Here is a 21,767-nt window from a genome sequence, read left to right on the forward strand (position 1 = left end):
TGGTTCGGTCACGCGTTCTGTCCTCACTAAACCCTTGATTTGGTCACACCAGTATGCGACCATATTCGAGGTTGAAGTGACGTTCACGTCGTCGTGCGCGCCTCCCGAATTCTTTTCTTTCCCCCCTCCGGAACCCGCGATGAACTCGCGCGCTTCGGTACGTTGTGCTGCTCGGATTCAGTTTCGAGGGTTCAGATTCAAAAAGGAGTACCCATAGATGGATTGGCGTGACAAGGCCGCTTGCCTGACCGCAGACCCGGAGCTCTTCTTCCCCGTCGGGAACACCGGCCCCGCGGTCGACCAGATCGACAAGGCCAAGGCCGTGTGCGCCCGCTGCACCGTCACCGAGACCTGCCTCCAGTACGCACTCGAGACGTCTCAGGACTCCGGCGTCTGGGGCGGCCTGAGCGAAGACGAGCGCCGCGCCCTCAAGCGCCGCGCTGCTCGCGCCCGCCGCGCCAGCTAGGTTCGCCGGTTCGCGAATTCGCGGGTTAGCGGGTTCGCCGTCAGGCACCTCGCAAGCAGCACAACTCCATAGCTTCAGAGCAGCGCCGGGGGGCGCATCCCACGGGCCATGACGGGTTCGGGGGATGCGCCCTTCGTCATGCCCGGGCTGGGCTGGGCCGGGCCGGAAACTGTGCTCGAACACACCGGGTCGGCATAAGCACACCGCCTAGGCCGTGTGTTCGTGCCGTGCGCATGTGCCCGAGCGGCCGCGGGCTGCCCGAGCGGCTGCGGGCCGACTGAGCGACTGACTTGAGTGCTACGGGCGGCGGCGTGCCCAAGCGGCTGCGTTGCGCGCTACGGCCCGAACGAGGCCTACGCCGAGTCGACCATGAAGCGCAGCGGCACCTCGATGGTGACCTCGGTGCCCGACCCGACGAGCGTGTGCCAGTCGATGGTGCCGCTCAACTCGCCCTGGATGAGCGTGCGGACGATCTGCGTGCCGAGACCGGAGCCGACCTTGCCCTCGGGCAAACCCACGCCGTTGTCGCGGACCTTGACGGTGAGCTCGTCGTCGGTGCGGAGTGCGACGATCTCGACGTCGCCGTCGCGCCCGTCGAGGCCGTGCTCGACCGCGTTCGTGACGAGCTCGGTCAGCGCGAGTGCGAGCGGAGTGGCGTACTCGCTGGGCAGGTCGCCGAAGCTGCCGGTGAACTGCGGCCGCACGGTCGTGTTGTGGCTGGACGCCACCTCGGCGATCAAGAGCAGCACGCGATCGAAGACGGTGTCGAAGTCGACGTTCTGGTTCAGCCCCTCGGAGAGGGTGTCGTGGACGACGGCGATGGACGCGACTCGACGCATGGCCTGATTGAGGGCATCGCGCGCGACGTCGGTCTGGGTTCGACGGGCCTGGATGCGCAGGAGCGAGGCCACCGTCTGCAGGTTGTTCTTGACCCGGTGGTGGATCTCGCGGATCGTGGCGTCTTTCGTGATGAGCTCGCGCTCTTGGTGCCGCAGCTCGGTCACGTCGCGGCAGAGGACGACGGCGCCGATTCGCTCGCCCCTGTCACGGAGGGGGATCGCCCGGAGGGACACGGTCACGCCCTTGGCCTCGACGTCGGTGCGCCAGGGGGCGCGCCCCGTGACGACCAGCGGCAACGACTCGTCGATGACGATCTTGCCCTGCAGGAGGCCGGTGGTGACCTCGGCCAGGGACTCGCCCTCGAGTTCGCCCACGAAACCCATGCGGTTGAATGCGGAGAGCCCGTTCGGGCTGGCGAACACGACGACGCCGTCGGTGTCGAGGCGGAGCAGACCATCGGAAGCGCGGGGAGCACCACGGCGCGGGCCGGTCGGCGCCCCGATGTCGGGGAAGTCGCCGGCCGCGATCATGGCGAAGAGGTCGTCGGCGCACTGATTGAAGGTGAGCTCTTGACGGCTCGGGGTGCGGGCCTCGCTGAGGTTCGTGTGGCGAGTGATGACGGCGATGGGCGACTCGCTGACCTCGGCCGTGCTGGCGCTCAGGCGACGCAGCACGGGCACGGCGCGGACGCGCGTCGGGGTCTCTTCGTACCAGTCGGGAGCAGCCGAGTCGACGATCTGACTCGTCTCGTACGCCTGGCCGATCTGAGTGCGCCACTCGGGACGCACCTCCTGCCCGACGAAGTCGCGGTAGAAGAGGGTCGCCGAACTCGACGGCCGCGCATGGGCCACGGCCACGAAGCTGCCCTCGTGCGTGGGCACCCAGAGCACCATGTCGGCGAAGGCCAGGTCGGCCAGCAGCTGCCAGTCGCCCACGAGCAGGTGGAGCCACTCGACGTCGGCCTCGCTGGAGAGGCCTTGGGCGAGAACGAGATCACTGAGCGTCGACACGAGAGCCAGCCTAACCGGACCCGGAGGGGCGGAGGATGCGCGAGCCCGGGCCTGTGGACAACTCGTACTTGCCGATTCCTCACCCCCCAGGCCGATAATCGACCTATGACTTCTGAGACCGGGCCGGTTCCGCCGCGGCGCTTCCTGACGGTGGAGGACGTCTCGGAGTCGCTTCGTCTAGAGGTGTCCGAGGTCGAGCACCTTCTGGTCTCGGGCGAGCTCCGCGGTATTCGCGTCGGTCGAGACGACGCGTGGCGGATAGAAGCGATCGAGCTGGATTCGTTCATCGACGCGAAGTACGAAGAGGCGAGGCGTCTCTCGCTCTGGAACGGTCACGACTTCGGGAGCATTGCCGACATCGATCCCCGCGCCTGACGGATCCTCATCACGTCGAGTTCTCCACAGCAAGGAAATCACGGCGCGCCATTGCCGCAATATGTCATATGTTGATGGTATGCCCGCCGTTGCGGTGCGCTCAGTCCGTTCACGAGCGAGAGCAGCTTTCATGTGCCCGTCCTCCCCCGCGCCCGCGGATCCTCCCCGCGTCGCGATCCCCCTCCCCTCCCCCGCCACGCGGGTGCGACGACCTCGTCATGCGGCCGTCGCGTCGCCGACGGTGCCCGCTGCGGCCGCGGTGTCTGCGGCTGCGGTGCCCGCTGCTTCCGCCGCTTCTGCGGCCGCCGTGTCTGCGGCCGCGGCCGCCGACGCACCCGCCGGGGCCACCCCGGGTGGCGGTGGGTCCCGACTCAGCCGCGCCGAGCATCCCGACGCCTTCTTCGAGAAGCAGCCGACCTCGCGACGCGACCTTCCCGACCCGGCGCCGCTGGTGGTCAACCTCGCCCGGTGCATGGTCGAGATCCTCGCCGGGGCGCGCGAGATCGAACAGCTCGCGCGCTGGGTGACCGACGATGTGTACCGGCACCTGATGAAGCGCGTCGTCCTCGCGGCGCGGGCGCGCAACGCCCACGGCGAGGCGCCCTCGCGGCCCGCCTTCTCGGTCGGCAGCGTGCGGGTGACCGAGCCGAAGGACGGCGTCGTCGAGGCGGTGGTGGTCATCCACGGGCGAGCCCGCAGCCGCGCCGTCGCAGTCCGTCTCGAGGGGCTCGACCGGCGCTGGCGGGCGACGGCCGTGCACGTGCTGTAGTCCGGAGCCCTCCACGCACCCGCACCCCGTCAACCCCTGCCGACCCGCTGTCGAGACGTCCGCGCGGGGTGCGCCTCCGCGCGTGTGGGGTGCAGCTCCGCGTGCGGGGTGCGAGTTCGCGCGTGCGGGGTGCAGCTCCGCGCGCGGCGTGCGTGCGGGGTGCCAGTTCGCGCGTGCGGGGTGCGGCTCTGCGTGCGGCGTGCGAGCGGGGTGCGCCTCCGCGCGTGCGGGGTGCAGCTGCCCGCCTCGAAGCACCCGCACCCCCGAAACCGTCGGCGACCCCCTGTCGACGAGGGGGCGTCGCGCTCGTGCGGGGTGCGGCTCCGCGCGACCGGGTGCGGCTCCGCGCGACCGGGGTGCGGCTCCGCGCGACCGGGGTGCGCCTGGCCCCGAGCGAGCGCCGCGGTACGGCTGGCCCGACCCGCGCATGGCCGACAGTCTCCGTCGTGCTGCCCGGGCGTCGCAGCACGACACGACGTGGACTCTCACGGCACCACAACCGACGAGGCAGCTGGCGAAGAGGCCGGACAGCAGAGGGCCCCGCCCGCACGAGCGGACGGGGCCTCGGCCTGAGCGGGTGCTACTTCTTCTTGCCCTGCTGACGACGCTCGGCGCGGTTCACTGGGGCGGGTGCCTCGTCGGTCGCCGTGGTCGACTGGCCGAACGCCCCGCGAGCAGCCGGCTTGCCGGTGCCCCCGGACGCCTCGGACGACCCGGAAGTCGCACGGGCCGCAGCGATCTCGGGGTCGGCCAGCTCTTCGGTCAGCTCTTGCTGGCGCTGGGCACGGGCGGTGGCGGCCTTCTCGATCTTGCCGCGCTGGTCGCGCACCTCGACCTCGCCGTCGATGTTCGGGGCCGAGAAGTTGAGCACGGCGTCGGCGTTCTCGCCCTCGCCCAGACCCTTGGCGGCGATGATCGGACCGTGGTCGTGACCCTCGTGACCGACCTGGCTCTGGACCTCGACCTCGAGGTTGAAGAGGAACCCGATGCTCTCCTCGCGGATCGCACCCATCATCGACTGGAAGAGACCGAAACCCTCGCGCTGGTACTCGACGAGCGGGTCGCGCTGCGCCATGGCGCGCAGGCCGATGCCGTCTTTCAGGTAGTCCATCTCGTAGAGGTGGTCGCGCCAACGGCGGTCGATCACCGAGAGGACGACCTTGCGCTCGAGCTCGCGCATGGCGGACTCGCCGAGGGACTCCTCGCGGGCCTCGTAGGCCACCTGGGCGTCGGACAGGATCTCCTTGGCGAGGAACTCGCGCGTGGCCTTGCCCTTGGAGCCGGCCTCGGTGATGACCTCGTCGATCGTGATGCTGATCGGGAAGAGGGTGCCGAGCTCGGTCCACATGGCGTCGAGGTCCCAGTCGTCGGGGTTGCCCTCGTCGGTGTGCGACTCGATGACGTCGTTGATGACGTTGGTGAGGAAGTTCTGCGTGCGGTCTTTCAGGTCGTCGCCCTCGAGGATGTGACGGCGGTCACCGTAGATCGCCTCGCGCTGACGGTTCAGGACGTCGTCGTACTTGAGGACGTTCTTGCGGATCTCGGCGTTGCGGCCCTCGACCTGCGACTGCGCCGAGCGGATGGCGCGGCCGACGATCTTGTTCTCGATGGCGAGGTCGTCCGGCACGGAGCCACGGCTCATGAGGCTCTCAGCGGCACCCGAGTTGAACAGGCGCATGAGGTCGTCGGTGAGCGACAGGTAGAAGCGGCTCTCGCCCGGGTCGCCCTGACGGCCACTCCGGCCGCGCAGCTGGTTGTCGATGCGGCGGGACTCGTGGCGCTCGGTGCCGAGGACATAGAGCCCGCCGGCCTCGACGACCTTCTCGGCCTCCTCCTGCACGAACGCCTTCTGCGAGGTGAACACGTCGTCCCACGCGGCCTCGTACTCGTCGGGCGTCTCGACCGGGCTGAGCCCGCGCGAGTTCATCTCGGCCACGGCGAGGAACTCGGCGTTGCCGCCGAGCATGATGTCGGTGCCTCGACCGGCCATGTTGGTGGCGACGGTCACCGAACCGAGACGGCCTGCCTGGGCGACGATGGCCGCCTCGCGAGCGTGGTTCTTCGCGTTGAGGACCTCGTGCTTGATGCCCTTCTTCGCGAGGAGCTTCGAGAGGTACTCGCTCTTCTCGACGCTCGTCGTGCCGACGAGGACGGGCTGGCCCTTCGCGTTGCGCTCGGCGATGTCTTCGGCGACCTGCTCGAACTTCGCGGTCTCGTTCTTGTAGACGAGGTCGGTCTGGTCGATGCGCTGCATCGGCTTGTTCGTCGGGATGGCCACGACTCCGAGCTTGTAGGTCGACATGAACTCGGCCGCCTCGGTCTCGGCGGTACCGGTCATGCCGGAGATCTTCTTGTAGAGACGGAAGTAGTTCTGCAGCGTGACCGTGGCGAGGGTCTGGTTCTCGGCCTTGACCTCGACGCCCTCTTTCGCCTCAATCGCCTGGTGGATGCCCTCGTTATAGCGACGCCCGGAGAGGATGCGGCCGGTGTGCTCGTCGACGATGAGCACCTCGCCGTTGATGACGACGTAGTCTTTGTCGCGCTTGAACAGGGCGTCGGCCTTGATCGCGTTGTTGAGGAACGAGATGAGCGGGGTGTTGGCCGACTCGTAGAGGTTGTCGATGCCGAGGTAGTCCTCGACCTTTTCGATGCCGGGCTCGAGCACGCCGACGGTGCGCTTCTTCTCGTCGACCTCGTAGTCGATCTCGGGCTGGAGACGACGCGCCAGCGTGGCGAACTCGGCGAACCAGCGGTTGGCCTCGCCGGACGACGGGCCCGAGATGATGAGCGGGGTGCGGGCCTCGTCGATGAGGATCGAGTCGACCTCGTCGACGACGGCGAAGTAGTGGCCGCGCTGCACCATGTCGGAGGCCTGCCACGCCATGTTGTCGCGAAGGTAGTCGAAGCCGAACTCGTTGTTCGTGCCGTAGGTGATGTCGGCGGCGTACATCTCGCGACGCTCGGCCGGCGACTGACCGGCGAGGATGCAGCCGGTCGTCATGCCGAGGGCGCGGAACACGCGGCCCATCAGCTCGGACTGGTAGCTGGCGAGGAAGTCGTTGACCGTGATGACGTGGACGCCCCGCGAGGCGATCGCGTTGAGGTAGGCGGCGGTGGTCGCGACGAGCGTCTTGCCCTCACCCGTCTTCATCTCGGCGATGTTGCCGAGGTGGAGGGCGGCGCCGCCCATGAGCTGGACGTCGAAGTGACGCATGCCCAGCGTGCGGCCCGCGGCCTCGCGAACCGCGGCGAAGGCCTCGGGCAGCAGGTCGTCGAGGGACTCGCCATTGGCGTAGCGCTCGCGCAACTCGGCCGTCTCGGAGTGCAGCTCGTCGTCGGTGAGCGTCTTGAAGTCGTCTTCGAGGTCGTTCACGGCCTTCGCGTACGCCTTGAGCCTGCGGAGGGTACGACCCTCGCCGACACGGAGGACTCTTTCAAGAACGTTGGCCACCGGAACTCCCATTGGTTATGAGCGGACACCACCGAAGCGCTGATGTCGACCCGCAATTTTAGCAAGCCTAACGGCCACGGCACTGGGAGGCTCCCCAGCACCGTGGCCGCACGGTCGTGATGATGCGAAGGCGAGGATGCTCGGCTCGCCGACGCGGGACGCCTCAGCCGACGAGACCCGCGCGGATGGCGGTCTCGGTCTCCTGGTGGCGAGGCGCCTCGTCGTCGAGGCCGATCACCCCGTAGTCCCAGCCCTTGCGGCGGTACACGACGCTGGGCCGACCGCTCTCGGAGTCGGTGAACAGGTAGAAGTCGTGCCCGACGAGCTCCATGTAGTAGAGCGCGTCGTCGACCGTCATCGGCGTCGACGAGAAGACCTTCTTGCGAATGACGACGGGGCAGTACTCGTCTTCGGCCTCAGTGGCGGCCTCGGGCGCGAGCGTGATGGTGCCGGTGCGGACCTGGTCGAGCGTCTCGGCCGAGGCCGGAACGACGCCGGCGCGGCTGAAGTCTTCGGCCGAGGCCTCGTGGAGAGAAGTCGGGCGGTGCTGCCCGCGGTGGACCTTGGTGCGGTCCTTCGCGCGGCGGACGCGCTCGAGGAGACGACCGATGGCCAGGTCGAACGCGACGTACTTGTCGCTGCCGGAGGATTCGGCCCGGACGAGCGGGCCGGGGCCGATCAACGTGAGCTCGACCCGGTCGTCTCCCGACGCCCCGGAGGACTTCTCGTTGTGGCGGGTGACCTTGATCTCGAGCGCCAGAGCCCGGGTGGCCAGTGTGCCGACCTTCTCGGCCTTCTCGGTCGCGTACTCGCGGAACCGATCGGTGATGCCGACGTTTCGACCCGTTACGGAAATGTCCATGACGTTCTCCCAGCCACTTCAGCGTGCCGCCGTTCTGGTAGGCGGTAGTGCTTTCACGCCTTGTATCCGCCACCGTACTGACGGGACACCTCCCTGTCACGTGTTGTTCAGGGTTTGTGCGGCCATTGGTCGCCGACTCTCTGCCAGTTCGGTGCAGGCGCAGGGAACTCATGCCGCACTCTCGGAGACGAGCGGCGTGTCGGCCAGACACGCCGCCCCGACCACGTCGGCTCCGACCGCGCTGCAAGCGCGCACCGCCTCGACCAGGCTGCTGCCCGTGGTGACGACGTCGTCGACGACGACCACTCGGTGTCCGGTCAGGCGTCGACTGGCCGCCAGGGTGCCCACGCGAGCCGCTTGCCGCTCCGCCCGGCTCCGCCCCTTCTGCACACCGGAGGCACGGGACACCCGGAGACCGCGCGGCGCGGGCCGGACCCGGGCGGCCCGCAGTAGCACGCGCACCGGGTCGTACCCCCGCCGTCGCAGCCCCGCGGCAGACGACGGGACCGCAACGACGACGACACCCGGCGGCGCCCCGGCCTCCGACGACGCCCCGACGTCGGGCAGAACAGCCCCGACCTCGGGCGGACCGGCCCCGGCCCCCGGCGACCCCGCACCGGCCGCCGCGAGCAGGGCGGCCTGCACCGCCGGCGCCAGCGGTCGCCCGAGCCGCCACCGCCCCTGCTGCTTGAAGGCGAGCACGACGTCGCGCACCGCGCCCGAGTACTCGAGCCCCGAGACGAGCGGGGTGCCGTCGGGAAGAGCCGCTCGACGCAGTGCGGGGCGCAGACGGGTGCGACACGCGGGGCAGAGCTCGACGTCGGCTCGGCCGCACCCGGCGCAGTCGACGGGCGAGACGAGGGCGAGGGCCGAGAGGAGGGCCTGGACGATCGAGGGCGGTGCGAGCGAGGTCATGGCACGAGGATGCTCGAACCGGGGCCCCGGCCGGGCCCGGGTCGTGCATCCTGTGCGTAACTCGCTCTTCGCGCAGCCCTGTGGAAAAGCGGCGGAACCCCCTGTGGAGAAGAGGTGGAACCCCCTCGGGAGAAGAGCCCCTACCGCTGCGTCGCCAGCAGGTCGGTCGTGACCCCGCTGTCCTGCCAGCCGTTGCCGCGCGGCTCCAGCAGGTCGCCGGTGACGGTCATGACCCGCACCCGGTCGACACCGTTGCCGCCGACGATCGACACCCCGGGCGAGGAGGGCCGGCCGAGGTCGGTGGTCTCGCCGCCGATGTCCTGTTCGGACACCAGGGAGTCGCCGGAGGTGCTGGTCGAGAGGGTGGCGACGGTGTTGTCGTCGACCCAGGTCACTCCGACGGGGTCGCCGGCCGGCGGCGTGAGCTCGAGGGGATCGCCGAGCCCTGTCGGCGCGTGCTTGGAGTCGCGGATGATCGCGGCCACGAAGAGATGCGTGGTGCCGGCCGCGTCGAGGAGCATGACCAGCCGGGTGCCGTCGCGCGACACCTTGAACGCCACGACCTGCTCGTCGGCCGGGAGCGACATCGACAGGGCGTGCGCGGTGCCGTCGAGCTCGTAGGCGGTCAGCGATCGCGGCGAGTCGGCCTGCGCGGACCAGACGAAACCGAGGTCGTCGAGTGACGGATCGACGAGCCCCGGGCGGCTGTCGACCAGGGTCGGGGCGACGTTCTCCCGCACGGAGTAGACGCCGGTGTCGGTGCCGACGGCCGCCGTGTTCTGCCGCGTGGACAGCTCGATCGCGGTCGGCTTCAGGCCGGCGACCGTCTTGCTGAGCGAGGCGATCGGGGTCACCGTGGTCGGCGTCGCGAAGCCGAACACCCCCTTGGTCAGCACGAGCGGGCGCGCGTCGACGGTGGGATCGCGCACCACGCCGCTGCCGGTGTCGGCCGGGATCGAGAGGGCGGCGCCGTCGACGCTGATGTCGACCGAGCTCACGGTCGCGATGGTCGAGAAGCTCGCCACCAGCTGCGCGCGCATGCGGGAGCGGGCCGTCTCGTCGGCATTGCCCGCCTGTTCGGACAGATCGACCCGCGCCGTGGCCGAGTCGGCCGTCACCGAGTTGAGCGTGGTGCCGTCCGGGAACGCCGTGGCGACCGCCCCCCGCAACCACGGCGACGGACCGGCCAGCAGGGCGGCCGCGACCCGGCTGGCTGTCGACGTTCGTGCCAGGAACCAGCGCTCGTCGGGGACCAGATAGGCGTAGGTCGGATCGAAGAAGTAGACGGCGTGGGGTCGGAAGACGTTGTCGAAGTTGGCGGTCGAGAGCACGATGCCGTCTGCTGCATAGCTCAGGCGCCACTGCCCCTTCACCTTCTCGAACCGGAAGATGAGGCGCGTCGTCGTCGAGGGCGCCGCCTGCGTGTAGTGCCCGCTCGAGTCCACCGTCGCGGCCGTCGACACCGTCAGACTCGACTGCGTCGGCGCCTGCTCCTGCACGCTGCCGGTGCCCTGCCGCACGACGACTCCGGCGCGAGGGTTCCACTTCTTGGCGAACGAGGGCGTCAGGAACTCGCGGGCGACGGCGTAGTCGTTCTGCGACCCGGTGCCGGCGTCGATGAAGTCGGTGATGATCTTCGACTGCGAGCTGTCGGCGATCGGTCCGCTCGGGAAGAAGACGACGTCGTTCTGCACCGTGTCGGACACGGTGCCACCGGTCTGCACGGGTCCGGCCGTCGGGATGTCGGCGCACCCGGCTACGGCCAGCGCGACCGCCAGGGCGATCCCCGGGACGCCGAGACGACGGCGAGCGCGGGATGCACGCCCCGGCCCCTCGAGGACGGCGCGGCCCGCTCGCGCCCTCGCCCCGGTCCGGGTGCCGAACGGGTGCATTAGGCCGGTCATTCGCTCTCTCCTTCGGCGTCGGGCGGTTCGATCGGCACAGGCCTCGACGTGAGCGCTCCGCCTCGGACACGCGGCAGGGTCACCACGAAGCGCGTGCCCACGCCGGCCTCCGACCAGACGTCGAGGCGGCCGCCGTGCAGCAGGGCGTCCTCCAGGCTGATCGACAGCCCGAGTCCGGTGCCGCCGATCGTGCGGCGTCGCGAGGGGTCGGCCCGCCAGAAACGGTCGAACACGCGGCCCGCGTCTTCGGCGCGCATACCGATCCCGTGGTCCTGCACGCCGATCGCCACCGCGTGCGCGTCGCTGTCGACGACGACGTCGATGGGGTTGCCCTCGCCGTGCTCGATGGCGTTCCCGAGCAGGTTGCGGAGGATCCGCCGCACCCGTCGCGGGTCGAGCTCCGCCTCGAAGAAGCCGCCCCGGGCATCCACCTGCATCGTGCTCCCGGCTTCGTCGGCCAGGGGCTCGAATTCGATCACGCCGTCTTCGACGAGACGGACGACGTTGACGGGCTCGGTCTCGAGTTCGACGGCACCGGCGTCGAATCGGGAGATCTCGAGGAGGTCCGCCAGCAGGAGCTCGAAGCGGTCCACCTGGGTGTGCAGGAGCTCGACCGTGCGCCCCGAGGACGCGTCGAAGTCGGCGCGGTGGTCGTAGAGGAGGTCGCCGGCCAGTCGGATCGTCGTCAGGGGGGTCCGCAGTTCGTGCGAGACGTCGGAGACGAACCGCTGCTGCATGCGCGAGAGGTCGGCGAGCTGCTCGATCTGGACCTGCATGACGTCGGCCATGCCGTTGAACGAGCGCCCCAGCGTGGCGATGACGTCGGAACCGGTCTCGGGGATGCGTTCGTCGAGCTGTCCGGCGGCGATCTTCTGGCTGGTCTCGGCCGCCACCCGCACCGGGCCGACGACCAGGCGGACGACGATGTAGGTGATGACGGCGATGAGGAGCACGAGGGCGATCGAGCCGATGGCCAGGGTCTGCTCCATGAAGGCGAGGGTCTTCTGGGCGTCGCTCAGGTTGTAGACGAGGTAGAGCTCGTATTGTCCGGCGGTGGGCACCTGGAGGGTCGATCCCACCGCGAGGCCGGCCTGGGTGCCGGCGTTGGTGGCGAGCGAGACGGGCTGGAAGTGCAGCTTGGAACTATTGGAGGCCGTGGCCTTGCGCAGCTCGCTCGACAGCGCGGCGGTCGGGAAGTCGGGGCTCGCGATGTCCTGGATGGTCTGCGCCGTGGTCTGGCCGGGGGTGCGCAGGATCGCGATGCTCGTGCCCCCGGGGCTCGAAGTGGCACTCAGGATGGTGCTCTGCGCCTGGTTCTGCAACGAGTCGAGCTCGATCTGGTTGCCGGTGCCGGTGGAAGTCGCCGAGTCGAAGATGTTCTGGGCGAGGACGGTGGCGCGCTCCGACTCGACCTCGATCTGCTGACGGCGCTGGTCGTAGACGTTCGTGCCGATACTGACCGAGATCGAGACGCCGATGACCGTCACGGCGATGCCCGAGAGGATCACCGTGATGGCGATGGTGCGGAACTCGAGCGACTTGCGCCAGAGCCCGAGGAGCCATCCGGGCCAGGTCCGCCAGGCGAGACGCGGCATGGGCCCCCTACGCGGTCGCGCCGGCGCGGTACCCGACGCCGCGCACCGTCGACACGATCCGCGGGTTGTCCGGGTCGTGCTCGACCTTCGCCCGCAGCCTCTGCACGTGCACGTTCACGAGCCGGGTGTCGGCCTTGTAGTGGTAACCCCAGACCTGCTCGAGGAGCATCTCGCGGGTGAAGACCTGCTGGGGCTTCGAGGCGAGCGCGAGCAGCAGCTCGAATTCGAGCGGGGTCAGGTTGATGATGGTGTCGCCGCGCCGCACCTCGTGGGCCGCGACGTCGAGGGTCAGGTCGCCCACGGCCAGCGCGTCGACGCTCGCCTCCGAGGCGGGGCGGAGACGGGTCCGGATGCGCGCCACGAGCTCTTTGGGATTGAACGGCTTCACGACGTAGTCGTCGGCACCGCTCTCGAGGCCGCGGACGATGTCGGTGGTGTCGCTCTTGGCCGTCAGCATGATGATCGGGATGCCGCTCTCGGCACGGATGAGGCGGCAGACCTCGATGCCGTCGAGACCGGGCAGCATCAGGTCGAGCAGGACGAGATCGGGCGCTTCGGAGTGGAATGCGGCGAGCGCGGCGGCGCCGTCGCCGCAGAACGCGGGCTCGAAGCCGTCGGACCGGAGGACGATGCCGATCATCTCGGACAGGGCCGGGTCGTCGTCTACCACCAGGATGCGCGGGGTCATGGTCTCCACAAGCGGGTCCACCGGGGCGGGTGCGCCGGTGCCACGCTCACATTAGCGAACGGCTCAGAATACCCATGCGAAGCTGGATCGTCCGCGTCCCACGTTCGCGGGCTTTCCGGGGCAGCGGCCCTGTGGAATGGTTGACGTCAACGACGAGTCCGGGGGCACCATGAGCGACGACACTCCTGCCGGCTGGGCTGCGCCCGGGGGCGGCGGCTGGGCCGCGCCGGCCGGCGGCGAGCCCGTTCCGCCGAGCGCACCCGAGGGTCGGCCGCAGCCGCAGGCTCAGCCACCGCAGTATCCGGCGCCGCAGCAGTACCCCGCGCCCGGGCAGTACCCGCAGCCGCCGCAGTACCAGCGGGCCCCGTTCGCCGGGCCTCCTCCCGGCTGGGCTCCGCCGCCCAAACCCGGGCTGGTGCCGCTTCGTCCCCTGACGCTGGGCGACATCCTCGGGGCCTCGTTCCGCGTCTTCCGGCGGAACCCCCGCACCACGTTCGGCACCTCCCTCCTCTTCCAGGCGGTGGTCCTGCTCGTCACGCTCGGTGTCGGAGCGGGCATCGGCGTCACGGCGTACACGACTCTCTCGAGCGCCCTGCCCCAAGACCGCGACGCCGCTGTCCCGGGTGTCCTCGCCGGCGCCCTCGGCGCGCTGCTCCTCCCTCTCGTTCTGACGATCGCCGTCAGCGCGATCCTCCAGGGCCTGTTCGTCCTCGAGACCTCGCACCAGGTCGTCGGCGAGAAGATGCGGCTGGGCGGTCTGCTCCGACAGGCTCGAGGTCGCCTCGGCGCACTCGTCGGCTGGGTCCTCCTCCTCATCGCGGCCTTCGCGGTCCTGACCGCCGTCATCATCGGTCTCATCGCCCTGCTGGCCATCACGGGCGGGACGGCCGGCGTCGTCTTCTCGGTGATCGTGGGCCTCGTCGGGTTCTTCGGGGTCATCGCCCTGGCCGTCTGGATCCTGACGAAGACGGCCCTGGTCCCGAGCATCCTCGTCCTGGAGCGCCTGACCCTCGGCCGCGCGATCGCCCGCTCGTGGCGCCTGACCCGCCGGAGCTTCTGGCGGACCTTCGGGATCATCGCCCTGACGATCGTCATCGTGCAGGTCGCATCGAGCGTGGTCAGCGCGCCCCTGTCGTTCCTCGGGCAGATCGGCGGCGGGCTCCTCTCCCCCAACGGAGATCTCGACACGGCCGCGCTCGGCCCCCTCATCGCCACCTCGTTGGCCGGCCAGGTCGTCAACCTCATCTTCGGAGCCATCGGCGCGGTCATCGAGGCGGCGGCGATCGCTCTCGTCTACATCGACCTGCGGATCCGCCGCGAGGGCCTCGACCTCGACCTCGTGCGCTACGTCGAGCTCCGTTCGCAAGGCGTGCAGCCGTTGCCGGAGCCCTACCGGACGCCCGCCTCACCCGAGCAGTCGACGCCGCCCGGCATGCCCCCGTCGACGGCACCCGGCGTGCCCCCGTCGGTGCCGCCCGCGCCCGGGGCGCCGTGGCGGTGACCGCTCCTCTCACCCCCTCGTCCGGCGACGCCCGGCGCCTGCTCGAACAGGAACTCGCCAAGCAGGAGTACCAGGCGTCGAAGCCCGGGCTGATCGACAGGCTCGCCACGGCGTTCTTCGACTGGGTCGAGTCGATCCACTTCGGCTCGGTCTCCGGAGCGCCCGCCCTCGCGATCGCCGTCCTGCTGTTCGTCGTCGTCGGTGTCATCGTGGTCCTGCTGCTCGTCTACGGCCTGCCGCGCTTCAACCGCCACGGCTCCGTCGAGGCACCGCTGTTCGGCGACGACGACACCCGCGAGGCAGCGGCCCTTCGCGCCTCGGCGGCAACGGCCGCGGCGGCCGGCGACTACTCGCGTGCCGTCGTCGAGGCCTACCGGGCCATTGCTCGCGCCCTCGGAGAGCGGGGCGCCCTCGAAGTGACCCCGGGCACGACGGCGCACGCGTTCGGCGAGCGAGCCGCGCTCCTCTTCCCCGACCACGGCAGGGCTCTGACCGATGCCGCGCGCCGCTTCGACGAGGTCCGCTACCTCGACCGGGCGGGCAGCGCCGCGGCCTACGAGTCGCTCGCCGCCCTCGACAGAGAGCTCGAACGGACCACGCCGGTGCAGCAGGCCTCCACCCTCGAAGGAGCACGGTCGTGACCGCGACCGAGCTGCGGCCGAGACGCGATCCGTCCCGTGCGACCGGGCCCCGGGCATCCCCCGCTCTCGCCGTTCGAGCGCGGCGCGCCCGGTTCTGGGTGGCCATCGGAGCGGCGGTGCTCGCGGCGGTGGTGATCGCCCTGATCGTGCTCGGTTCGGGAGCCACTGGAGGGGCTGCGCTCGGGCCGGACAACGCCGAGCAGGGCGGGGCGAAGGCCGTCGTGCAGGTGCTTCGACAGCAGGGCATCCGGGTCGTGACCACCTCCACGCTGGCCCAGACGCGGAAGGCCGCGGCCGTGGCGCCCGACGACACCACCGTCTTCGTCTACGACGCGAGCGGCTACCTCGTGCGGTCGACCTGGAAGCAGGTGGCCGGGTTCGGCTCGCACACGATCGTGGCGAACGCCGACCAGACCGCCCTCGACGTGCTCGCCCCGGGGACGCAGGCGGGTGCGGCCGATCTCAAGGGCACCCTGTCGCCGAGCTGCGACCTTCCGGCACTCGCCGCGTCGCCGAAGGTGAACGGCAGCGGCGTGCGGTACACCTCGACGACGCCCGGTGCGGTGAAGTGTCTGCCGGCCGCCTCGGGTGGTGGGTACGGCCTCGTGCAGGTGAGCCGGGCATCCCACCTGACGACCGTCGTCGGCACCACGACCGCGCTGACGAACGCGTCGGTCGCGGACGACGACGACTCGGCCTTCGCCCTGCGCCTCCTGGGCGACTCGCCGACGCTCGTCTGGTATCTGCCGAGCGTCACCGACCTGCCGGCCGGCACGGGCACTCTCGCCAGCCTGACGCCGGGCTGGGTCACGCCGTCGATCGTGCTGCTGGCTGCCGCCGCACTGGCCGGAGCCGTCTGGCGCGGCCGGAGGCTCGGGCCGCTGGTGGTCGAGAACCTCCCCGTCGTCGTGCGGTCGACCGAGACGATGGAGGGCCGCGCGCGCCTCTACGAGCGGAATTCGGCGAGGATGCACGCCCTCGACCAGGTCCGCATCGGCACCCTCGGTCGCCTCGCCTCCCAGCTCGGCCTCTCGCGGAACGCGTCCGTCGACGACGTGGTGCTCCGCTCGGCCGCCCTGCTCGGGGAGGACCCGAGGCGGCTGCGATCACTGCTCGTCGACACGGAACCCACCGACGACCGGATGCTCGTCTCCCTCAGCGACGGACTCCGCGACCTCGAACGGGCCGTCGCCCGGATGGTGCGCGACCGGTGACGCCACCTCTTCTCCCCAGCCCCTCGTCCGCGCTCGATCCCGTCGAGCCTGTGGACGACTTCCCCGACCTTCGTTCCGATCACGAGAGAATCCCTTCATGACCACCCAGCTCCAGGCCCAGTTCTCTCGCGTGCGCGACGAGGTCGGCAAGGCCGTCGTCGGCCAGGACGCGGCCGTCTCCGGCCTCATCGTCACCCTGCTCGCGGGCGGCCACGTGCTGTTGGAGGGCGTGCCCGGCGTCGCCAAGACGCTTCTGGTCCGTGCCCTCAGCCATGCGTTGTCGCTCGACACGACCCGGGTCCAGTTCACGCCCGACCTCATGCCCGGCGACATCACCGGCTCGCTGGTCTACGACGCGAAGCAGGGCGAGTTCGAGTTCCGGTCCGGGCCGGTCTTCACGAACATCCTGCTGGCCGACGAGATCAACCGCACGCCTCCCAAGACGCAGTCCGCGTTGCTCGAGGCGATGGAGGAGCGGCAGGTCTCGGTCGACGGCGTCTCGCGGCCGCTGCCAGTGCCGTTCCTCGTCGCCGCGACCATGAACCCGGTCGAATACGAGGGCACCTACACGCTGCCCGAGGCCCAGCTCGACCGATTCCTCATGAAGCTGACGCTCGGGCTCCCTGCGCGCGACGCCGAGATCGAGGTGCTGAACCGACACGCGGCCGGCTTCTCGCCGCGCGACCTCCGCGCCGCTGGAGTGACGCCGGTGCTCGGCGCCGCCGAACTCGCGTCCGCGCAGGAGGCCGTCCGTGCCGTGGGGGTCGCGCCCGACGTCCTGGCCTACATGGTCGACCTGGCCCGCGCCACACGCGAGAGCCCGTCGGTCAAGATCGGTGTCAGCCCCCGCGGTTCGACGGCCCTTTTGTCGGCGTCGAAGGCCTGGGCCTGGCTCACCGGCTTCGACCGCATCACGCCCGATCACGTGCAGGCGATGGCACTGCCCGTGCTCCGGCACCGCCTGCAGCTCCGCCCCGAGGCCGAGCTCGAGGGTGTCGGGGCCGACGGCATCCTGCAGAGCGTGCTGCAGCAGGTGCGGGTGCCGATCTGATGCGGGGTCGTGCGCTTCTGCTCGTCACGCCTTCGGCGCGCCGGTGTGCTTCGGTGCTGCGGGCTGCCTCGGCGCGGCGGTCTGCCTCGGCGCTGCGGTCTGCCTCGGCGCGGCGGTCTGCCTCGGCGCGGCGGTCTGCCTCGGCGCGGCGGTCTGCTTCGGCGCTGCGGTCTGCCTCGGCGCTGCGGTCTGCCTCGGCGCGGCGGCCTGCTTCGGCGCGGCGGCCTGCTTCGGCGCGGGTCGGCGGCTGACCGTGGTCGTCAGCGGCTGGTTCGTGGCGCTCGTCGCAGTCGGCGTGGTGCCTGTCGTGGCGACGTCCGACCCATGGGTGCTGCTCTGGTGGCTGGTGGGATGCGTCGTCCTGGCCGCCCTCGACGTCGCACTGGCCGCCTCGCCCCGCGCCGTCCGGCTGACCCGGGCCCTTCCGTCCGCCGTCCGCCTCGGCGAGAGCGTCGCGGCCGGGCTCACCCTCCGCAACGAGGGGCGTCGTCGTCTCCGGGGTGTGGCTCGTGACGCCTGGCAGCCCTCGGCCGGCGCTCGCCCGGGGCGGTTCCCGCTGGCGATCGCCCCCGAGCGCCAGAAGACCGTCACCACCACCCTCACACCGTTCCGTCGCGGCGAGCGTCGCGCCGACGCCGTCACGATCCGATCGATCGGCCCTCTGCGCCTGGCCGGCAGACAGGCCACGCTCCCGCTCCCCGGCGCCGTGACGGTCCTCCCCCGCTTCTCGTCCCGCAAGCACCTCCCCTCTCGACTCGCCCGACTGCGCGAACTCGACGGCCGGACCAGCGTGATGATCCGCGGCCAGGGCACCGAGTTCGACAGCCTGCGCGACTACGTCCGGGGCGACGACGTCCGCTCGATCGACTGGCGCGCGACTGCCCGCCGAAGCGATCTGATGGTGCGGACCTGGCGGCCCGAGCGCGACCGCCGCGTCGTGGTCGTCATCGACTCCGGTCGCACCTCCGCCGCCCGCATCGGCGACGAACCCCGACTCGACACGGCGTTCGAGAGCGCCCTTCTGCTCGGGGCGCTGGCCTCCCGGGCCGGCGACCGTGTCGACCTCGCCATCGTCGACCGTCGGGTCCGCGGCCGTGTCCAGGGCGCGACCGGCGCCGCACTCCTGTCGAGCATGGTCACGACGATGGCACCGATCGAACCCGAGCTCGTCGAGACCGACTGGACCACCGTGCCGGCTCTCGTGCGGTCGATCACCACTCAGCGCTCCCTCGTCGTCCTCGCCACCACGATCGACGCCCCGGGCGCGGCCCGGGGCCTGCTGGCCGCGGTGCCCCAACTGACCGCCCGGCACCTCGTGGTCGTGGCCGGAGTCGTCGACCCCGCCCTCGCCGAGCTGGCACAGGTGCGGGCGACGCGAGAAGACGTCTACCGGGCTGCCTCGGCCGAGCGCGCGCTGCTCGACGTCGCCCGTGTCTCGGCAGCACTGCGGCAGCTCGGTGCCGACGTGGTGACCGGCTCCCCCGCCGACCTGCCGCCGGCTCTCGCCGACCGGTACCTCGCGCTGAAGGCCGCGGGTCGCCTGTAGCCGCGGAGCGCGGCCTGGCTGCGGGCCCGCGGCGTGTCCCGGTCGGGGTAGCTCGGCTGCACCCCGGCCGCGCGGAGCCGCACCCCGGGCCCGCCTAGCCGCACCCCGAACCCGCGCAGCCGCACCCCCATCGCCACCCCGAACCCTCGTCGACCAGGGGTCCCCGGCGGAAACCGGGGTGCGAGTACCCGGGCGCACCCACCCGCACCCCGGGCGCCTCCACCCGCACCCCCGACCACGCGCAGCCGCACCCCGGGCGAGCATCGCCACACTCCCAAACCGCAGCCGTACCCCGGCCCCGCACCTCGATCTGCAGCGCCACCCCGGCCCCGCGGAGCCGCACCCCCATCACCGCCCCGAACCCTCGTCGACCCGGGGTCCCCGGCGGAAACCGGGGTGCCAGTGCCCGGGCGCGCCCACCCGCACCCCGGGCGCGCGCAGCCGCACCCCGGGCGAGCAGCGCCGCACTCCCCAACCGCAGCCGCGGCCCGGCACCGCACCTCGATCTGCAGCGGCGCCCCGGCCGCCCGGAGCCGCACCCCGGCCCCGCGAAGCCGCACCCCCATCGCCGCCCCGAACCCTCGTCGACCAAGGGTCCCCGGCGGAAACCGGGGTGCGAGTACCCGGGCGCGCCCACCCGCACCCCGGCCGCCTCCACCCGCACCCCCGACCCCGCGCAGCCGCACCCCGGCGCCGCGCCCCCTGCGACACCAGCACCTCGAAAGCGCTCGCGTGCCTGAGCGTCCGAGGGCTCGCATCACCGGCGGCGCTGACGAGACTCCACGATGTGCCGACCGCGAGCCGGAACGTCAGCAGATTCGGGAGTCTCGCGGGGCAGCAGCGGCAACACCCGCTACAGCAGTACCCGCTCCAGGAGCGGCAGCAGCAGCAACCGCGACGGCAGCAGCAGCGGCAACCGCGACGGCAGCGGCAGAGGCAACGGCAGACGCGGCCTCACACGCGGCAGCACACGCCACAGCACCGCCGCGCCTCCCACGTCTCACTCAGCCACTGACGAGCTGCGTCGCACCCGCCTCGAACTCGTCGAGATCGCCCCGCTCGCCGGCCCGGTACGCACGCCCGCCGACCACCCACTGGTACGTGAGGAAGACGAGCAGGGCCACGGTGCCGATGCCGATCTTGACCGCCCAGGGCCACGGCTGCCGCGTGACGAATCCTTCGATCACGCCGGAGAGCAGCAGCGACATCGTCAGGCCGATCGCGATCGAGAACAGAGCCCGGCCGTCTTCGGCGAGCGCCTGCCCTCGGGTCCGGGCGCCGGGGGCGATCCAGGCCCAGAAGATCATCAGGCCCGCCGCCATGCTGACGAACAGGCTGTAGAGCTCGAGCTGCCCGTGCGGCGCGATGTACAAGAAGAAGTACTTCAGCCGGCCCTCGTCGGCGAGCACGCCGGCACTCAGCCCGACGTTCTGCGCATTCGTCAGCAGCAGGTAGACCGGGTAGATGCCGGTGATGCCGAAGGCGACGCTCTGCGCGGCGATGAACGCGTTGTTGGTCCACACCTGACCGGTGAACGACGACGGGGCGTTGTTCGAGTAGTAGTCGACGAAGTCCTGGGTCGCGAACTGCTTGCGGAACGCCGGGCTGCCGAACGTGGCCAGAACGGCCGGGTGGGATGCGGCCCACACGGCGTACAGGACGGCCACGATCGCGGTCACCCCCGCGATCACCAGCGAGAGCCACCGGACCCGGTACAGAGCAGCGGGCAGCTGCGCCACGAAGAACGCGGGCACCTGGCCGGCGATGTTGCGGCCGGCGCCGGTGAATCGCAGCCGTGCGCGCGAGAGCGACAACGAGAGGCGCTCGCTCGTCGCGGAGACACCGGTGGACGACTTGAGCGCCGAGAGCTGCGACGCACCCGACTGGTAGAGCTCGATCAGCCGGTCCGCCTCGTCGCCGGAGTACTTCCGACGGCGCGCCAACTCGTCGAGTTCACGCCAGTCGGCGGAGTGGGCGGAGGCATAGGAATCGAGGTCCATTCTGGTTAGATTCTAGGTATGTCAGGTCGTCGAGCGCGCCGGGTCACGCCACCCCCTTTCGAGGCGATGCCCGAGAGCTTGCACGCCGACGACGAGCTCGTCACCGGTGAGGCTGTCGGTCTCGACATCCGACCGGCGAGCTTCGTCCTGCGAATGACCGGCGTCCTGATCGACTACCTCGTCTACCTCCTGGCCCTGGCCGGCCTGCTGGTCGTCGTCCAGCTGGCGAGTTCCCGGGGGCTCGTCGACGCGTCGACCGCCAAGGCCCTCTCCGTCGTCGTCATCGTCGTCTGCCTCATCGTCGCGCCGACAGCCGTCGAGACCGCCTCCAAGGGCAAGTCGCTCGGCAAGCTGATCGTCGGCGCCCGCGTGGTCCGAGTCGACGGCGGCGCGATCGGATTCCGGCACGCGTTCACCCGCGCGCTCGTCGGCCTCCTCGAGATCATCACGACGACGGGCGGAATCGCCGTCGTCGTCGGCCTGCTCAACGGTCGATCGCGTCGGTTGGGCGACCTGCTGGCCGGCACCTACGCCTTGAACGAGCGCGCCCCGAAAGAGAACCGGGTCGTCTGGGGCGTCCCACCGCAGCTCGCCGACTGGGCCCGGATCGCCGACGTCGCACGACTGCCCGACTCGCTGGCCCGCCGGCTGTCGGCGTTCCTGCAGCAGGCGCCGCAACTCGTCCCCGCGAGCCGGATGCGGGTGGCGGCCGGCCTCGCCGCCGAGGCCTCACGGTTCGTGTCGCCGCTCCCGGCCGTGGACGCCGAGACCTTCGTGGCCGCGGTGTCGGCCGTGCGGCGCGATCGGGAGTCGCGGTCGCTCGACGCCGAGGCGGCGAACCTCCGCCGGCTCGAACCGGCTCTGGTCGGGCTGCCGCAGGGGTTCCCGCGCCGCTGACGAGCGCGAGGCCGTGCATCCCCCGTTTCGGCCTGTTGTCGT

17 protein-coding genes are annotated in these 21,767 nt (G+C 70.9%); 9 read left to right on the forward strand and 8 right to left on the reverse strand.

Features of this window, described 5'->3' with window-relative positions:
• The first annotated feature begins 217 nt into the window (after positions 1–217).
• The gene (locus ABEA39_RS18170; protein WP_286344225.1) at positions 218–466 is read left to right on the forward strand and encodes a WhiB family transcriptional regulator; all 249 of its coding nucleotides are present in this window, start codon (positions 218–220) and stop codon (positions 464–466) included.
• A gap of 353 nt (positions 467–819) precedes the next feature.
• On the opposite strand, the gene ABEA39_RS18175 is transcribed toward ABEA39_RS18170, so the two are convergent.
• Positions 820–2,316 carry a sensor histidine kinase gene (locus ABEA39_RS18175; protein WP_345377389.1) on the reverse strand — a complete coding sequence of 499 codons (1,497 nt, stop codon included), beginning with the start codon at positions 2,314–2,316 and terminating at the stop codon, positions 820–822.
• Between the two features lie 105 nt (positions 2,317–2,421).
• On the opposite strand from ABEA39_RS18175, the gene ABEA39_RS18180 reads away from it, so the two are divergent.
• Both ABEA39_RS18180 and ABEA39_RS18185 read left to right on the forward strand, forming a co-directional pair.
• Positions 2,422–2,691 carry a helix-turn-helix domain-containing protein gene (locus tag ABEA39_RS18180; RefSeq protein WP_345377390.1) on the forward strand — a complete coding sequence of 90 codons (270 nt, stop codon included), beginning with the start codon at positions 2,422–2,424 and terminating at the stop codon, positions 2,689–2,691.
• A gap of 130 nt (positions 2,692–2,821) precedes the next feature.
• Complete coding sequence (locus tag ABEA39_RS18185) at positions 2,822–3,460, forward strand: Rv3235 family protein (protein ID WP_345377391.1); 639 nt, start codon at positions 2,822–2,824, stop codon at positions 3,458–3,460.
• Positions 3,461–4,040: 580 nt separating this feature from the next.
• Here ABEA39_RS18185 and secA read toward each other — a convergent pair.
• From secA to mtrA, 6 genes are all read right to left on the reverse strand, one after another.
• Complete coding sequence (secA, locus tag ABEA39_RS18190) at positions 4,041–6,911, reverse strand: preprotein translocase subunit SecA (RefSeq protein WP_345377392.1); 2,871 nt, start codon at positions 6,909–6,911, stop codon at positions 4,041–4,043.
• 163 nt (positions 6,912–7,074) lie between these two features.
• Positions 7,075–7,773 (reverse strand): ribosome hibernation-promoting factor, HPF/YfiA family, encoded by a 699-nt coding sequence (gene hpf / locus ABEA39_RS18195; protein WP_345377393.1) that lies wholly within the window; start codon positions 7,771–7,773, stop codon positions 7,075–7,077.
• 168 nt (positions 7,774–7,941) lie between these two features.
• On the reverse strand, positions 7,942–8,688 hold the full coding sequence (locus tag ABEA39_RS18200) for a ComF family protein (RefSeq protein ID WP_345377394.1): 747 nt from the start codon (positions 8,686–8,688) through the stop codon (positions 7,942–7,944).
• A gap of 140 nt (positions 8,689–8,828) precedes the next feature.
• A complete protein-coding gene (locus ABEA39_RS18205; RefSeq protein WP_345377395.1) occupies positions 8,829–10,592 on the reverse strand; it encodes a GerMN domain-containing protein in 1,764 nt (587 codons plus the stop codon).
• On the reverse strand, positions 10,589–12,187 hold the full coding sequence (mtrB, locus tag ABEA39_RS18210) for an MtrAB system histidine kinase MtrB (protein ID WP_345377396.1): 1,599 nt from the start codon (positions 12,185–12,187) through the stop codon (positions 10,589–10,591). The genes ABEA39_RS18205 and mtrB overlap by 4 nt, the downstream gene beginning before the upstream one ends.
• A gap of 7 nt (positions 12,188–12,194) precedes the next feature.
• Positions 12,195–12,875 carry an MtrAB system response regulator MtrA gene (mtrA, locus tag ABEA39_RS18215; RefSeq protein ID WP_345377397.1) on the reverse strand — a complete coding sequence of 227 codons (681 nt, stop codon included), beginning with the start codon at positions 12,873–12,875 and terminating at the stop codon, positions 12,195–12,197.
• Positions 12,876–13,011: 136 nt separating this feature from the next.
• On the opposite strand from mtrA, the gene ABEA39_RS18220 reads away from it, so the two are divergent.
• The 5 genes from ABEA39_RS18220 to ABEA39_RS18240 all read left to right on the forward strand — a co-directional run bounded on the left by ABEA39_RS18220 (position 13,012) and on the right by ABEA39_RS18240 (position 18,828).
• Positions 13,012–14,376: a hypothetical protein gene (locus ABEA39_RS18220; RefSeq protein WP_345377398.1), complete on the forward strand. Its 1,365-nt coding sequence runs from the start codon at positions 13,012–13,014 to the stop codon at positions 14,374–14,376.
• Complete coding sequence (locus tag ABEA39_RS18225; RefSeq protein ID WP_345377399.1) at positions 14,373–15,017, forward strand: DUF4129 domain-containing protein; 645 nt, start codon at positions 14,373–14,375, stop codon at positions 15,015–15,017. The genes ABEA39_RS18220 and ABEA39_RS18225 overlap by 4 nt, the downstream gene beginning before the upstream one ends.
• Positions 15,014–16,231, forward strand: coding sequence for a DUF4350 domain-containing protein (locus tag ABEA39_RS18230; RefSeq protein WP_345377400.1), 1,218 nt, complete (start codon positions 15,014–15,016; stop codon positions 16,229–16,231). The genes ABEA39_RS18225 and ABEA39_RS18230 overlap by 4 nt, the downstream gene beginning before the upstream one ends.
• Positions 16,232–16,328: 97 nt before the next feature.
• Complete coding sequence (locus ABEA39_RS18235; protein ID WP_345377401.1) at positions 16,329–17,282, forward strand: AAA family ATPase; 954 nt, start codon at positions 16,329–16,331, stop codon at positions 17,280–17,282.
• Positions 17,283–17,535: 253 nt separating this feature from the next.
• Complete coding sequence (locus tag ABEA39_RS18240) at positions 17,536–18,828, forward strand: DUF58 domain-containing protein (RefSeq protein WP_345377483.1); 1,293 nt, start codon at positions 17,536–17,538, stop codon at positions 18,826–18,828.
• 1,004 nt (positions 18,829–19,832) lie between these two features.
• On the opposite strand, the gene ABEA39_RS18245 is transcribed toward ABEA39_RS18240, so the two are convergent.
• Complete coding sequence (locus tag ABEA39_RS18245) at positions 19,833–20,828, reverse strand: stage II sporulation protein M (RefSeq protein WP_345377402.1); 996 nt, start codon at positions 20,826–20,828, stop codon at positions 19,833–19,835.
• 66 nt (positions 20,829–20,894) lie between these two features.
• Between ABEA39_RS18245 and ABEA39_RS18250 the strand changes: the two genes are divergently transcribed.
• The gene (locus ABEA39_RS18250; protein WP_345377403.1) at positions 20,895–21,725 is read left to right on the forward strand and encodes an RDD family protein; all 831 of its coding nucleotides are present in this window, start codon (positions 20,895–20,897) and stop codon (positions 21,723–21,725) included.
• Positions 21,726–21,767: the final 42 nt, after the last annotated feature.

Source organism: Frondihabitans cladoniiphilus (genome assembly GCF_039544345.1).
GTDB classification, from domain to species: Bacteria; Actinomycetota; Actinomycetes; order Actinomycetales; family Microbacteriaceae; genus Frondihabitans; species Frondihabitans cladoniiphilus.

Coding starts and splice junctions, on each gene's coding strand:
- ABEA39_RS18170 (WP_286344225.1), top strand. CDS start 218: ATGGATTGGCGTGACAAGGCCGCTTGCCTGACCGCAGACCCGGAGCTC.
- ABEA39_RS18180 (WP_345377390.1), top strand. CDS start 2,422: ATGACTTCTGAGACCGGGCCGGTTCCGCCGCGGCGCTTCCTGACGGTG.
- ABEA39_RS18185 (WP_345377391.1), top strand. CDS start 2,822: ATGTGCCCGTCCTCCCCCGCGCCCGCGGATCCTCCCCGCGTCGCGATC.
- hpf (WP_345377393.1), bottom strand. CDS start 7,773: ATGGACATTTCCGTAACGGGTCGAAACGTCGGCATCACCGATCGGTTC.
- ABEA39_RS18200 (WP_345377394.1), bottom strand. CDS start 8,688: ATGACCTCGCTCGCACCGCCCTCGATCGTCCAGGCCCTCCTCTCGGCC.
- ABEA39_RS18205 (WP_345377395.1), bottom strand. CDS start 10,592: ATGACCGGCCTAATGCACCCGTTCGGCACCCGGACCGGGGCGAGGGCG.
- mtrB (WP_345377396.1), bottom strand. CDS start 12,187: ATGCCGCGTCTCGCCTGGCGGACCTGGCCCGGATGGCTCCTCGGGCTC.
- mtrA (WP_345377397.1), bottom strand. CDS start 12,875: ATGACCCCGCGCATCCTGGTGGTAGACGACGACCCGGCCCTGTCCGAG.
- ABEA39_RS18220 (WP_345377398.1), top strand. CDS start 13,012: ATGGTTGACGTCAACGACGAGTCCGGGGGCACCATGAGCGACGACACT.
- ABEA39_RS18235 (WP_345377401.1), top strand. CDS start 16,329: ATGACCACCCAGCTCCAGGCCCAGTTCTCTCGCGTGCGCGACGAGGTC.
- ABEA39_RS18245 (WP_345377402.1), bottom strand. CDS start 20,828: ATGGACCTCGATTCCTATGCCTCCGCCCACTCCGCCGACTGGCGTGAA.
- ABEA39_RS18250 (WP_345377403.1), top strand. CDS start 20,895: ATGCCCGAGAGCTTGCACGCCGACGACGAGCTCGTCACCGGTGAGGCT.